The organism is Ciceribacter sichuanensis, assembly GCF_024055605.1.
Classification (GTDB): domain Bacteria; phylum Pseudomonadota; class Alphaproteobacteria; order Rhizobiales; family Rhizobiaceae; genus Allorhizobium; species Allorhizobium sichuanense.
Genome location: NZ_JAMXLX010000001.1, coordinates 657,997 through 672,467 on the forward strand (window position 1 = coordinate 657,997; position 14,471 = coordinate 672,467).

At 61.9% G+C, this 14,471-nt stretch carries 12 protein-coding genes; 5 read left to right on the top strand and 7 right to left on the bottom strand.

Annotated features, from left to right (window positions below; translation table 11 throughout):
* Window positions 1-23: 23 nt before the first annotated feature.
* Entirely contained in the window at window positions 24-1,124 is a 1,101-nt protein-coding gene (locus tag NBH21_RS03195; RefSeq protein WP_280924840.1) for an AbrB family transcriptional regulator, read from the bottom strand.
* A gap of 155 nt (window positions 1,125-1,279) precedes the next feature.
* Between NBH21_RS03195 and recO the strand changes: the two genes are divergently transcribed.
* Window positions 1,280-2,053 (top strand): DNA repair protein RecO, encoded by a 774-nt coding sequence (recO, locus tag NBH21_RS03200; RefSeq protein WP_250912494.1) that lies wholly within the window; start codon window positions 1,280-1,282, stop codon window positions 2,051-2,053.
* On the opposite strand, the gene NBH21_RS03205 is transcribed toward recO, so the two are convergent.
* The 6 genes from NBH21_RS03205 to NBH21_RS03230 form a co-directional block, all read right to left on the bottom strand.
* Window positions 1,981-2,232 carry a hypothetical protein gene (locus NBH21_RS03205; protein WP_250912495.1) on the bottom strand — a complete coding sequence of 84 codons (252 nt, stop codon included), beginning with the start codon at window positions 2,230-2,232 and terminating at the stop codon, window positions 1,981-1,983. The two genes, recO and NBH21_RS03205, sit on opposite strands and share 73 nt — an antisense overlap.
* A gap of 394 nt (window positions 2,233-2,626) precedes the next feature.
* Window positions 2,627-3,850, bottom strand: a complete 1,224-nt coding sequence (locus NBH21_RS03210) for an MFS transporter (protein WP_250912496.1) — start codon at window positions 3,848-3,850, stop codon at window positions 2,627-2,629.
* 156 nt (window positions 3,851-4,006) lie between these two features.
* Entirely contained in the window at window positions 4,007-4,858 is an 852-nt protein-coding gene (locus NBH21_RS03215) for an MOSC domain-containing protein (RefSeq protein WP_250912497.1), read from the bottom strand.
* 8 nt (window positions 4,859-4,866) lie between these two features.
* Entirely contained in the window at window positions 4,867-5,520 is a 654-nt protein-coding gene (locus NBH21_RS03220; protein WP_250912498.1) for an HD domain-containing protein, read from the bottom strand.
* 83 nt (window positions 5,521-5,603) lie between these two features.
* A complete protein-coding gene (locus tag NBH21_RS03225) occupies window positions 5,604-6,626 on the bottom strand; it encodes an acyltransferase family protein (protein ID WP_250912499.1) in 1,023 nt (340 codons plus the stop codon).
* Between the two features lie 176 nt (window positions 6,627-6,802).
* Entirely contained in the window at window positions 6,803-9,610 is a 2,808-nt protein-coding gene (locus NBH21_RS03230; protein WP_250912500.1) for a DUF2339 domain-containing protein, read from the bottom strand.
* 315 nt (window positions 9,611-9,925) lie between these two features.
* On the opposite strand from NBH21_RS03230, the gene nadA reads away from it, so the two are divergent.
* The 4 genes from nadA (at window position 9,926) to NBH21_RS03250 (ending at window position 14,404) form a co-directional block, all read left to right on the top strand.
* Window positions 9,926-11,005: a quinolinate synthase NadA gene (gene nadA, locus NBH21_RS03235; protein WP_250912501.1), complete on the top strand. Its 1,080-nt coding sequence runs from the start codon at window positions 9,926-9,928 to the stop codon at window positions 11,003-11,005.
* A 46-nt stretch (window positions 11,006-11,051) separates the two neighbouring features.
* Complete coding sequence (locus NBH21_RS03240) at window positions 11,052-12,650, top strand: L-aspartate oxidase (RefSeq protein ID WP_250912502.1); 1,599 nt, start codon at window positions 11,052-11,054, stop codon at window positions 12,648-12,650.
* 17 nt (window positions 12,651-12,667) lie between these two features.
* Complete coding sequence (nadC, locus tag NBH21_RS03245) at window positions 12,668-13,573, top strand: carboxylating nicotinate-nucleotide diphosphorylase (RefSeq protein ID WP_250912503.1); 906 nt, start codon at window positions 12,668-12,670, stop codon at window positions 13,571-13,573.
* A 240-nt stretch (window positions 13,574-13,813) separates the two neighbouring features.
* Window positions 13,814-14,404 carry an EF-hand domain-containing protein gene (locus NBH21_RS03250; RefSeq protein WP_250912504.1) on the top strand — a complete coding sequence of 197 codons (591 nt, stop codon included), beginning with the start codon at window positions 13,814-13,816 and terminating at the stop codon, window positions 14,402-14,404.
* Window positions 14,405-14,471: the final 67 nt, after the last annotated feature.

Sequence of the window (14,471 nt, forward strand, 5' to 3'; positions counted from 1 at the left end):
TTTGTCGGTCAACGATCTTCAGGTCAGCGATCGATGAGGCGGGCCACCGCCTTGGATATCGGCCCGCCGAGCAACAATACCAGCAGGAAACGCGCGGTCTGCAGCGCCATGACGAAGGGCAGGTCGACGGGCGTCGAGGCCGCGATGATCGCGATCGAATCAAGCCCGCCGGGGCTCGTCGCGAGATAGGCGGTCAGAGGATCGATCTCGAGAAAGCGCCACAACAGCACGGCGAGGCCGCCGCAAAAGGTGATCAGCACCACGATCGAAAGCATGATCTGCGGCAGGGCATAGGCCGCGTGCCGAAGGATGCGCCGCGTAAAGCCGAGGCCGATCTTCCAGCCCAGCAGCGCATAGGCGAACGCCAGAAGCCATGGCGGCAGGTCGATGGTGATGAGGCCTAGGCCATGCAGAAGCGCGGTCGCCAGCATTGGCAGGAACATGGTTCCGGCGGGAATGCGGAAATAGGCACCGGCTGCGCAGGCCGCGAAGGCCACGATGAGCGTCTTTGAAAGCTCCAGCCAGTCGACCGGCGGGAACCACACGATTTCGGGCACGGCACCCCCGGATGCATGGAAGACGACAGCTGCGATGATCGAAGCGGCCGAGGCGACACAAACCACCCTGAGATATTGCATGAAGGCGACCAGCCGCGCGTCAGCGCCGTAGGCTTCCGCAAGCACCAGCATGGCGGAGGCAGCCCCGGCCGATGTACCCCAGACCGCAGTCGTTCCGGGTAATACGGCACTGCGTGCCATGACATAGCCGATCAGCGTGCTTGAGGCGATAACAGCGAGCACGATGGACAGAAAGATGGGCCAGTCGGCGGCGAATGTCGTCACGATATCGGCGTCGATGGAGCGGGCGATGATGCAGCCGATCAGGGAATGGGCCGCGAGATAGGGCAGGAGAGGCGTAGATAGCCGCGCGCCGTTGGTCGCCATGACGATGGCTGCGACCATGGGGCCGAGCAAAAGCGCCGCCGGAATGTGCACCATCGTCAACAGGCCGGCAAGGATGAGGGACAGCAACGTCAGAATCAGCCATCGGACGGATTGAGGCAATGCCGTCAGTCGTCCGGGTTCTGGTTGTTCTTCGTCGGGGCCTGGGGAGGCGGGGGCCATTTCGGAACCTTCCCGTCTGGAGGGGATGCGTCGGAAGTATAACAATTCCGACAGCACTGGAATGCCGGATTGCTCTTGCCGGGAAAATTAAATGCGGCCGACCGGCTGCGCACTGAGCGATTCCATTTACGCGTGAAGCGCTTTAGAATGACGCTATGGAATGGACAGACGAAGCAATATTGCTCGGCGCACGACGCCATGGCGAAACCAGCGTTATCGCGGAGATGATGACGAAGGGCCGTGGCCGTCATCTGGGAATGGTGCGCGGAGGGCGTTCGCGCAGCATGCAGCCGGTGCTGCAACCGGGAAATCGGCTGGAAGTGACGTGGCGGGCGCGGCTTGACGAGCATCTCGGGGAATACCGAGTTGAGCCGGTGAGGCTACGGGCCGCGAAGCTGATGGAAAGTGCGACCGCCGTCTATGGTGTTCAGGCGCTTGGAGCGCTTCTGCGGCTATTGCCGGAGAGGGATCCGCATCCGCATCTGTTCGAGGCGCTGGATGTGATTCTGGATCATCTCGACGAGGCCGCAGCGGCCGGAGAGCTTTTTGTACGTTTCGAACTGGCGGTACTGAACGATCTGGGTTTCGGTCTCGATCTCGACCAGTGTGCGGCGACCGGAGGTCGGGACGATCTCGCCTATGTCTCGCCGAAATCGGGCAGGGCGGTCTGCCGTTCCGCCGGTCTGCCCTATGCAGACAGGATGCTGATGCTTCCGGGTTTTCTTCTGGCTGGTGCCGCTGCGTCGGCGGACGAGGAAAGTCTGGCGGAAGCCTTTCGCCTGACTGGCTTTTTCCTCAACAGACACGTCTACGAGCCGCGTGGCCTTGAGGCCGGCGCGGCTCGCGAGGGGTTCTGTCAGGCTGCATTGAAGACCTTGCGCTCCGGGGCAAAGCCTGCGCCGTTGGCGGCGCGTGCAAAGAGTGCCTGATCGCCGGGCGAATTCTGCATATGCCGGTGAATGGCGTTCTGCAGTTCGCTAACGTTGCGATAGGTACCGCCATCCAGATCGATGACCGGGAACTTGACGGCGATGAACTTGACCCGATCTCCTTCGGGGACGGTGATGCCGACGGGAACGCCGGCGTATTCGATGACTTGCTTTTCCATAATGGTTTCCCCGCCTGCGCGCCTGCGCAGACTTAAATAAATGCGTCGATTGTAGAATTCAGTGCTTGTTCAGCGTCACATTCGACAGAAGCATCGGCAGCGTTTGGACGTCGCCACGCCGAGCGGGGATTTATGCCAAGGGCGGGCGGCATAAAGGGAAATATTCATTCGCTGACCTCCTTGTTGGCAAAGGCTTCCTGTGAAGCCGGTTTCATCTTTGGTGCGTCGGTCTCTTACCGATGCGACAAAGGTAGGTGTCGAACATTCTCCCGTCAACAGGTGCAGAAAGAAAAATAAAATAAAATTCTTTCATGCTCCGAATGTGGGTGCATTGCGGCAAAAAATCATCGCTGATGCCGCATTTGTTAAAATGACATCCTGTCGCACTGCGACCTTAGGCCGCCGCGGGAAGACCGCGTTCGACCGCGCTTTCTCGGATCGGCCAATGAACGATTGCGGCAAAAATGCCGAGCGCCACGCCGAACCACCAGACGACATCATAGCTGCCAAATTTGTCATACAGATAACCGCCCATCCACACGCCGAGGAATGAGCCGACCTGATGGGACAGGAAGACGATGCCTCCGAGCAGTCCGAGATGGCGTGTACCGAACATGATTGCCACCAGCGCATTGGTTGGCGGCACGGTCGATAGCCAGAGAAGCCCCATGACGATGGCAAACGCGATCACCGATGTCGGCGATTGCGGCAGGAGCAGGAACAGCGTGACCGCGAGCGACCGGGCAAGATAGATCCACGCCAGGAAATACGGTTTCGAATAGCGCTGGCCGATCACGCCCGAGGCGAGCGAGCCGATGACGTTGAAGAAGCCGATCAGCGCCATGGCGATCACGGCGTAGCGGGCATCGATACCGATATCGCCGAGATAAGCCGGGAAATGGGCGGTGATGAACGCCACCTGGAAGCCGCAGACGAAGAAGCCGCTGGCCAGAAGCAAATAGCTTTTGTGGGCAAAGGCTTCTCGCAGCGCATGGCCGGCGCTCTGCTCGACCTCGCCCCGCGACTGGGTCCCGGATTTTGCGTTGCCGCGCAGTGGCCACGCGAGCAGGGGAACGATCAGCATCATCAGGCCGAGATAGACGAGACTGTCCGACCAGCCGAAGGCCGAGATGAGCCCCTGGCTGAGCGGTGCGAACAGGAACATGCCCGCAGAACCCGCGGCAGTGCCGATGCCGAAGGCAAGCGAACGCTGCTCCGGCATCACGTTGCGCGCAAAGGCCGAAAGGATGATGCCGAAGGAGCCGGACGCCACGCCGAGCCCGACCAGCACGCCGCCACCGACATGCAGCCAGACCGGCGCATCGGCATGAGCCATGACGAATAGGCCGAGTGCATAGAGCATGCCGGACAGCGTCAGCATCCGGCCGGTACCGTATTTATCGGCGAGCGCCCCGAAGATCGGCTGCCCGAGACCCCAGCAGAGATTCTGGATGGCCATCGCAAGCCCGAAGGTGGAGCGATCCCAGCCGGTATCGTTGAGCATGGGAAGCTGGAAGAAGCCCATGGCCGAGCGCGGCCCGAATGTCAGCATGGCCACCAGCGAACCGGCAATGATGATCAACCATGGCATGGCGGGACGGGCAGTCGATGCGGACATGAAATTCTCCTCCTGAAAGCCGGACGATAGTAAGCGTGCTCCACGAGGCCAAGCGCCTTTTCGTGAAGTTCTAATCAAAGGAATTGATGACGCCCGGATGCGACACATGAGGTGCTTGCGCCTCATGTAGTGTGGTCACGCCTGTGATGGGGCTGTTCAGCCACGCCGCTTGATTGGCCAGCCCTCGGGACGGGCCTCGATGACCTTTACGTCGTCGCCAACCGTGATCGGGCCTTCCCCGCGAGGAACCGCGTTCCAGCCGAAAAGCGGTCCCGGCACGCGCCGGTCGCCTGACATGCGGATGCGGCCCATGGCCGCCATTGGACTTGCGGCCTCGCGTGATCCGGTGATCTGGTCCTGAGTCGTCATGATGCAGCGTGCGCAGGGCTTGACTAGATCGAAGCGGATGCCGCCGATCTCTATGGCAGCCCAGCCGTCTTCGGCCCATGCTTCGTCGCAATCGACGACGATGTTCGGCCGGAAACGCTCCATGCCGATGGAGCCCTCGCCATGGGCGGCCATGTCGTCATTGATCGCCTTCAGCGAGCCCGTGGTGGTGACCAGAACCTGGTAGCCGTCGGAAAAGCCGACCGGAGTGTCGGGGCCGGCCCAGTCGACACTGGCTTCGCGGCTGGCCTCGCCATTGAAGAAGACAAGCTTCATCTCCCGGCCGAACCATTCGGAGAGCTTGGCATTGACGCTGTCATCGGCCACGGCGGCGCTGACGATCGATTTCCAGATATCGACGTCCATGCGGTTGTCAGGATGCGGCGGCGCGACCATCATCTCGCGACCGTCATCCAGCGAAAGCTTGAGATGGGTGGCGGAGGGCAGGGCGGTGAGACCTGCAAGGGCCGGTAGCTCCCGCTGGGTGATGAAGCGGCCGGTCGGGTCCGTGATCATCATCCACCGGTCGCCGGCCAGCCCGCGGGCCTCGATGCGAGCCGTCTGCACGGGAATCACGCGGCCGCTCTTCAGCGGATAGATGGCGAGTTCGGTAACCTTCATGGCCTGCCTCAGATTTCGTCGGTCAAGAGTTCGAGCACCTGCTCCAGACGCGCATGCCTTTCTCGGGCGATGACGCCTCCGGCTGCTGTCTGGAAATTGTCAGAAAGCTTGAACAGTTTTGCAGCGAAATGGTCAATGGCGAAGGCCCTGTCGTCAAGAGGGCGGTTTTCGGCAAAGGGATCGACGGGATCGTAGAGCGCGGAACCCATGCGGCCTGCGGTATAGAAGCAACGCGCCGCGCCCATCATGCCGATGGCGTCGAGCCGGTCGGCATCCTGCAGGATCTTCGCCTCCAGTGTCTCCGGAGCGATGTTGGCGGAAAAGCTGTGCGTGAGGATGGCGTGAGCCACGGCCTCTATCCGCTCCTGCTGCCAGCCTAGACCCCTGAGGATACCCGACGCCTTGTCTGCCGCGAGCTTCGAGGCTTGCGCACGAAGCGGGGAGTTCTTTTCCACCGAAACACAATCATGCAACAAAACGGCGGCGGCGAGGATCTCCCGGTCTCCGCCCTCGATAGCGTGGATACGCATGGCATTGCGGAAGACACGCAGGATATGGACGATATCGTGCGAGCCGTCATCTCCCTCGATCGCGTGGGGAAGGAGGGCTTCCGCAAGCTTTTCTTCCGGTGAGAATGCGGCGCTCATTCCGCTGCGATCCATCTTGCATTCCTCCAGTCCTGACAGCTGTCGATCAGGCGGCCCTTAGTAATGGCCTCGGGAAAGATTGCAAGAAGAGGGATGCGTCAGGCCGGCAGGGGCGTGGAAAGCGTGCGTCTTTTCCATGCGCCTATCAGCATGGTGCGCGACGGTGCCTCGACGACACGGTAGCTGATATCGGCAAAGACCACCGCCGCGACGATGCAGAGCGTGATCGTCAGCCCGACCGGCAGGCTTTCCGGCAGTACCTTCGAAGCCAGGAACATCACCGGCATATGGAAGAGATAGAGTGAGAAGCTGATCTTGCCGATGTGCCGGAGCGGCGCTGAGCCGAGCAGCGGTGCAAGAACACCGGATTCGGTGGCGGTGAGAAAGACGATGACAGTCGCGGCCAGCGCCGATGTCACACCCCAGAAGCTCTCCTCCGTGTGGAAGATCGCCCGGCTGGCGAAGAAGAAGGCCAACGCTGCAAGTGTCAGCAAGCCGACGGCATGCCCGCCGTTGAGACGCCCCGTCAGCGCGAAGAGCCGACCGGCGAGCGCTCCGAACAGGAAGTAGGAAATCTTCGACGGTAGCAGGATACCCGGTCCCGGAAAGCCGAGATAGGCGAGCGCTGCGAAACCGATGGCGATGGCAACACCGAGCGGAAGGCGGTCCCTGGGCTTTTCGAACCAGAACCAGAGAACGAGGAAGAAGACGTAGAACTGGATCTCCGGCGGGATCGACCAGAAGACCCCGGTCGAGCCGAGAAGAGCTATGTGACGGATGATCTCGACGGAGCCTGCGAGCGGCTGCGGATAATCAAGCCCCGGAACCATCGAAAGCAGCGCCACCGAAATCACCGCGACGAAATAGACGGGATAGATGCGGGTGAAGCGGTGAACCAGATAGTCGGTTGCCGAACGGCGGGTAAAGGCCTTGCCGCCGTAGAGATAGGCCATCAGGAAGCCGGACAGGCAGAAGAACAGCGCCACCGCTTCGTTGCCGAATACCAGTGCTCCGGCCCATGTCTCCCTTGGGAAAAGGAGAATGATATGGGAAAGGACGACGGCGAAGGAGGCAATGCCTCTAAGGCCGTCGAGGCTGCGGATATGCTGCGGTTGCTGCATCGGTTTTCCGTCCCAGTATGGGGCTTTTTCTGTTTCCTTGGTGCCAGACTAGGGCGCGCGCATGCGTGCTTTGTCAACGAAACCGCCCGGAAACAGCCTGAAAACCAATGCGCATGGTTAAGCCCGGGCAACCATCGGCTATCAGGCGGAAACGTTCCTCGGTGAGTGTTTCGTCGTCAGGTCGGGTCCGGACCGACACCCGGCGTCGCCGCGTGGCTTGCTTGTTCCGTCTTCCGGCTGTTGCTCAGGATCTTCTGGTAGAACAGCCCGATGCCGATCAGAACGAAGCCGAGGCCGATGAAGGAAAGCGCCCTCAGCACCCCCTCGAGATGGCTCATGTCGATGAGGAAGGCCTTGGCGACGGAGATCAGCACCAGAGCCGCGGAGGCGAGCCTGATGCTTTTGGCGTCGAAGCGGGAGCCGAGCGCCAGAAGGCCGACGCCGATCGCAAGCCAGACCACCGAGTAGCTGTAGGTCTCTCCTTGCAGGAAGCCCTTCCAGTCGGAGATGAATTCACCCTGCCAGAAGCGGCGGACGGAAAGCGTCGCCCATGCGAAGGCGAGAACGGAGCCTGTCACCGCAAGCATGATGACATAGGGCTGCGGGCGCTTGTCGCGGGCGTAATAGGCAAGTCCGGCATAGGCGGCGGCCGGCAGCAGGTAGCCGATCAGCAGCAGGTTGAAGAATGGCCACGAGCCGGTGCTCTCGCCGCTGAAATAGGGGTTGAGCACCCCGAGATGCAGGAAGAGCACGTTCAGCGCTGCAATGCAGCCGACGATCATCGAGCCGTAGCGGAAGACCGGGCTTGGCGACTTGAGGTCGAGCGTCATCAACACGCCGGAAAGGCCGGTCAGCAGCAGGGTGTAGATGGATTGCTCGCCAAGTGTCGGTACGCTCTCGGTGAGCACGCCGCCATTCATGGCATGGCGCACAAGTATGGCGACGGTCAAAAGGCCCATCAGGCTGGCCAGCGCCTGCAGGGCGTTGCGCACCCTGACGCCCGGCCAGTTCCGCAACAGATAGGCAGAGAGGATGGCGAGCAGGGCCGGGATGCCATAGCCCGGCAGCAACGCGTTGAAGACAGGCGTTTTGCCGAGCGATAGCGGCCCGGCGATGGTCGGCTCCCATGCGATGCGGGCAAGGACGGCAAGCGATGCCGCAACCATCATCCATGGCAGGGCGCGCCAGTCGCGCAGCCGCGTCGCCAGCACATAGGCGAAGCCCGCTGCTGCAAGAAGCAGTGTCAGTGTCAGGCCTGAGGTCAGTGCCTTAAGCCCGAAGGCCAGCGCCAGGAAGGAGCCTGCGACAAGCAGATCGATGGCGAGTGTCAGGCTTTCGCGCCGCCCGCCACGAACCTGCATCTCCGCAGAGACGAGAAGCGCTGTCGCAAGGGCGATGCCATAGAGACCATACGCCCAGTCCCTGCCGTAATCGCCATAACCGAAATAGCTGATGGCGGCGATGACAAGCGGAGCCGTCGCCATGATGCCGGCCCAGATCGTCGCAAGCAGCGGATCGCGGTTTCCCTTCCGTTGCAGGAAGAACAGGCCAGCGAGAACGAAGAAGGCGCCGAGGCCAAGCGAGACCGGCATGACGTTGACCGCAATCCCGGGAATGGCAACGGCATCGTCCATGGAGTTGCCGAGCATGGCGAGCAGGCTTTCGGCGATCTGGACCTGTAATGCCGTACCGAGGATCGCGCCGACTGCGGCGAAGAGCGCTGGCCAGACCATCGAATGTCTGCCTGCGCCGATGCCGGCAAGTGCAGCGGTAAGCGCCGCCATCACATAGAAGGGGTTGATGTCGCTTCCAAGGGTGGCGACGAGCATCGCAATTGCGGGCAGAAGCGTCGCGAAGGAAAGCGTCATTGCCATGCCGAGCGGCGGCCTGGCGAGAACCCGCAGGAACGCGCCGGGCGAAGGCTGCTCCGCTTGCGGGATGATTTCGAATGCCTTGGCCGGCCAGATGAAGGCGGAGGTCGCGAGCATGGCGAGCAGCGCAAGCGTAACCGGCATCAGTTCGGCGGGAGAGGCTGCCGCCACATAGACGAAGGCCCAGCCGCCGAGACCGAGATTGGCGAGTGACGGCACGATGCGCCAGCCGCGGAGCCGCGAGGCGGCGGCTGTCGCGACGAGCGACAGGGTGAGAAAGCCGAACAGCGTCCACGGGCTGGGCGATGTGCTGGAGACCAGAAGCGGCGTGACCATCGAGCCGGCAAGTCCGAGGCCGGCCAGTGCCTGCCCGTGCATGAGCGAGAGGCCGAGGGTCGCGAAGGCGACGAGGGCGAGAAGCGTGAATGCCGCTGCCGCACCGATGAAGCCGTATATGCCATGAGCGGCGTAAATCGCCCCGAACAGGGAAAGCGCCCCGGCGGCGGTCAGGATGCCTGGGATCATCGCATTGGAATAGAGCGCCGCAATGCCCGGCATTGCCTTGCGGCGGATCGCCTCGCCAGCGCCCATCAGCGCAAGGCCGAAGAGGCTCGCAAGGACCAGGCGCACGCCGGGGCCGAGCAGGCCGCTCTCGATGGAATAGCGCACCAGAAAGAGACCGCCGAGCGCCAGCGCCAGACCGCCGGCCCAAACGGCCCAGCGTGCGCCGAGATAGCTCTCAAGGCTTTCCTTGGCCGGAGCTGCCGGGGCGGGCACCGCAGCGGCGAGCGCTTCCGTGCCGGCTGTTTCTGCGGCCGGCACAGCATCGCCGTCGGCGATAACCTGCGGCCCATCGATGGCCGCCAGGGCGGGCGTCGTTTCTTCCGGCTGCTGTGATCCCGCCGCTTCTCCCGGTGTCGGGATCGCTGCCACATCCTCGCCTGTCGCAGATTGAATGGAAGAGGCTTGTACTGCGTCAGGCGATTGCCGAAGCAGCTGGAGCTGTTCTGAAAGCTTTGCCACTTCCTTTTCAAGCCTGTCGATCCGATTGCCTGTTCCGCGGCCCACCGCAAACAGGACCAGCAGCAGAATCAGCAGCACGACTTCGAACATGGGACCTCCCGCGCCTCTATCCGGACCATGGAGACTAGCGTTTTTCACCCGTGACGAAAGAGGGAGGCATCACTTCACCGGAATCAGGATATCAAGTTGCGAACGCAAGCTTTTGCTTTTCCCTGATTATCAGCGCATCCGGAGGTATTTCCCCTGAACCGGAGGGTCAATAATGTGCCTCATTTCACCTGTGGATATGCTTGCAATTCGTCACAAAACTTTCTAAATCAACACCACCGGCAGTCGCCGGTTTTCTTTGGGAATGTTTATGCTCAAAATGAGCATAATGCCGTTTGATGCGGCGGGGAGGTCGAGATGCAGCATGTCACGCAACCCGGAAACGCGGGCAAGGCGCCTTCCTTGCAGACGGCGGCGGAACGCTTCGGCGTGCTGGAGCGTCCTGATCTCGCTTACACCCCGGCTGTCGCAAAGGAGACGGCGCATCTCTACGAGCGTGTGAAGGATTTCATCCCGGCAATCGAATGGCCGGTTTTTGCGCCTTACATCCACGCCATCAACCGGCTCAAGAAGGAGCGCGGCGCGGTCATTCTGGCGCATAATTACCAGACGCCGGAAATCTTCCATTGCGTGGCCGATATCAAGGGCGATTCTTTGCAGCTGGCGCGTGACGCCACCCGCGTCGATGCGGAGATCATCGTCCAGTGCGGCGTGCACTTCATGGCCGAGACCTCCAAGCTGCTCAATCCGCAGAAGACGGTGCTGATCCCGGACGGTCTTGCCGGATGCTCGCTGTCGGAATCGATCACCGGTGCCGATGTCCGTGCTCTTAAAGCGCGTTATCCCGGCGTGCCGGTGGTGACTTACGTCAACACCTCCGCCGATGTGAAGGCCGAAACCGATATCTGCTGTACCTCGTCCAACGCCGTCGCTGTGGTCGACAGCCTGCAGTCGGACACGGTGCTGTGCATCCCCGACGAATATCTGGCTATGAACGTCGCCAAGAAGACAAACAAGAAGATCCTCACCTGGAAGGGCCATTGTGAGGTCCACGAGCGCTTCACCGCCGAGGAGCTTCTGGAATACAAGGCAGCCGATCCCTCCATCGAGATCGTCGCCCATCCGGAGTGCCATCCGAGTGTGCTGGCCGTATCCGATTATGCCGGCTCGACGTCGGGCATGATCGACTACGTCAAGACGCGTCGCCCCGGTCGCGTGCTGCTGGTCACCGAATGCTCCATGGCCTCCAACATTCAGGCCGAGGTGCCGGACGTCAACTTCGTCAAGCCCTGCAATCTCTGTCCGCATATGAAGCGGATCACTCTGCCCAAGATTCTCGACAGCCTTCTGTTCATGATGGAAGAGGTGCTCGTTGATCCGGCAATCGCGGACCGCGCGCGTCTCGCGGTCGAGCGCATGGTGAACTTGAAGCAGTAGGTCCGACGAGACAGGAAGGCCGGCGCAGGCCGGAGAAATGTGCCGCATGCCCAGCAATACCGAATCCATCCGCCCGCAATCCTGGCAGGGCATAGACGATATCGTCATCATCGGCGGCGGGCTTGCCGGCCTGTTCTGCGCGCTGAAGCTTGCGCCCCGTCCGGTGACGGTTCTGGCCGCTGCCCCCATCGGCTTCGGCGCTTCGTCGGCTTGGGCGCAAGGCGGCATTGCTGCCGCCATGAGCGAGGGCGATACCTTCGACAAGCATCTGGCCGATACGGTTGCTGCCGGTGCCGGAACGGTCGATGAGAAGATGGCCCGCCTGATGATTTCGGAAGGGCCGGACCGCATTCGCGATCTTCTCGCCTATGGCGTTCCCTTCGATCGGGATCTTGAAGGCCAACTCCTGCTTTCGCGCGAGGCCGCCCATTCCGAGCGCCGCATCGTGCGGGTGAAGGGCGACCGCGCCGGCAAGGCGATCATGGAGGCGCTCATTGCCACCGTACGCAGGACGCCGTCGATCCGTGTGATGGAAGGTTATGTGGTCGAGGAGCTGATCTCCGAGGGCCGCTTCGTTTCCGGCGTCATCGCCCGCCCGGACGCCGGCCAGTCGAAGACCCGCGTCGCCTTTCCCGCGCGTGCCGTCGTGCTTTGCTCCGGTGGTGTCGGCCATCTCTATCAGGTTACCACCAATCCGACGGAAGCGCGCGGTGCTGGTGTCGGCATGGCGGCAAGGATTGGCGCCGTGATCGCCGACCCCGAATTCGTGCAGTTCCACCCGACCGCAATCGACATCGGCCGCGATCCGGCCCCGCTGGCGACCGAGGCCCTGCGCGGCGATGGCGCGACGCTGGTCAACACGGCCGGCCATCGCTTCATGACCGATCTGCATCCCAACGCCGAACTTGCCCCCCGCGATGTCGTGGCGCGCGGCGTCTTTGCCGAGGTTCAGGCGGGCCGAGGCGCTTTCCTCGATTGCACGAAGGCGGTCGGCGCGCATTTCCCCGAGCTTTTCCCGACCGTTTACGCCTCCTGCATGGAGGCGGGCATCGATCCGGTGACGCAGCCGATCCCGGTGGCACCCGCGGTGCATTATCACATGGGCGGCGTTCTGGTGGATGCCGATGGCCGGACCAGCATCGACGGTTTGTGGGCGGCGGGCGAGGTCACTTCGACCGGTGTCCACGGCGCCAATCGCCTTGCCTCGAACTCGCTTCTGGAAGCCGTGGTCTTCGCGGCGCGGATCGCCGAGAACATCAAGGGCATGATGCCGGAGCCGCGGCTCTACGAATGGCCGAAGAGCGCCGGCGAAAGCGACGATCTGGTGACGCTGGAAGACAGCCCGCAGCTCATGAAGCTGCGGCGGCTGATGTCCGCCAATGCCGGCGTCATTCGCACGGGCGAGGGGCTGAAGACGCTCATCCGCGAAATCGTAGCACTGGAAGAGGAGCGGGGACGAACCCGTGTCCGCTTCGCCAACATGGCGACAACTGCCAAGCTGATCGCCACCGCCGCCTATCTGCGCGAGGAGAGCCGGGGCGGGCATTACCGTTCGGATTGCCCAGAGCCGCGCGAGGCCTTCCGCCACCGGACCTTCATCACGCTGAAGGATGCCGACCGTATCGCTGCCGAGCTTGCCGGCTGAGCCCCGAGGATATCGCTATGACCGAGCCCTTTCGCCCCGTCCTCTCGCCGCTGATGGCAGAGGATATCGTCAAGGCCGCGCTGCTGGAGGATCTCGGACGCGCAGGCGACATCACCACCTACGCGACCATTGGACCGGAAAAGACCGCCAAGGCCGCCCTCAACGGCCGTGAGGATGGTGTCATCGCCGGTATCGAGCTTGCCCGCACGGCCTTCCGCCTCGTGGATCCCTCCGTTGTCTTCCATGCGCTGGTGGCCGATGGTGACCGGGTGACGGCGGGCACGCCGCTGATCCGTGTCGAGGGGGCGGCTCGCTCCATCCTTTCGGCGGAGCGCGTGGCGCTGAATTTCCTGATGCATCTCTCCGGCGTCGCGTCCTATACCGCGCGCTTTGCCGACGAGATTGCACATACCTCCGCGCGCGTCACCTGCACCCGCAAGACGCTGCCGGGTCTGCGCGCCGTGGAGAAATACGCTGTCCGGCTCGGCGGCGGTTCCAACCACCGTTTCGGTCTGGATGACGCGATCCTCATCAAGGACAACCACATTGCAGTTGCAGGCGGTGTCGCTCAGGCGATCCTGGCGGCTCGAGCCTATGCCGGCCATCTCGTCCGGATTGAGGTGGAGGTCGATAATCTCGATCAGATGAAGGAAGCGCTTACCGCACGGCCGGATGCGATATTGCTGGACAACATGGGTCCCGATCTGTTGCGCGAAGCCGTGGAAATCAACCGCACTCACGGTGGGTTCTCGCCGACTGATTATGCGGCGGCTCCGGGGCGCGTGATTCTGGAGGCTTCCGGCAACGTCAACCTTCAAACCATTCGTGCCATCGCCGAAACAAGGGTCGATTTCATCTCCACATCGAAGATAACCATGGCCGCACCGACGCTCGATATCGGTCTGGATGTGGAAATCCGCTGATAATTGATAATTTTTCGTGACGATCGTCGTCACTCGTCTTGGGAAAACCTGTCAGCAACTGCGAAATCTTGAAGAGCTTTCAATGTGTTGAAGTTTCTACGAAAGTTCGCAAGCTACTTGTTGTAGATAATTATTGGTTTTTGACCGTCTGAAACGAATCTCCTACCCCGTAAACATCCCGCGGTTTTGTATTGCGTGCTGTGGATACAGACATATTCCAGTAATATTGTGGAGGTTTGTATGACCAGTATTTCTTTGCCCGTCAGCGGTGCAAGCGCATATTCTACTTCACTTGGCTATCTCGATACCAATGGCGATGGCGTGGTGAGCGCCGATGAGGTAGCGGCGGCTTCCGAGAGCAAGCGCACGCAGGATCCCACCGTGGAAAATGAAAATGCCGCAACCGGGGTGTCGTCCCAGGTGACCGGAGGCGTGATGGCGATAATGCTGGCGGGATCGGAGGACGGCGGTTTCGAAGAAAAGCCCTCCCCGAAGGAACTCTTTGCAGCAATCGATGCCGATGGCGATGGCTCTGTGACGCAGGCCGAATACGTCGCGGCTCGCCCTGGCGACATGAGCGAGGAGGACGCCGCGGCGCTCTTCGCCGAACTCGACCCCGAGGGGACCGGATCGCTCAGCGAGAGCCAGTTCGTCACGGCAATGGAAGCCAATCGGACGGTAGGCGTCTCGTCCGACGCGGAAGGCGAGGATGGCGACACTGTCAGTCTGCTGGATGTTCTCGCGGAGATGCAGTCAGTCATCGCCGCCTATCAGGCCAATGCCGCAGACGACGGCGGCGATACGGAAGCCACAGTTCGCGCGACGGTCTGACCTCGGAGTGTTTTGCCGGCGTTTGGAAACAGTGTGCTACTAGACCGTCTCCGCGGGCAGCGAGCCG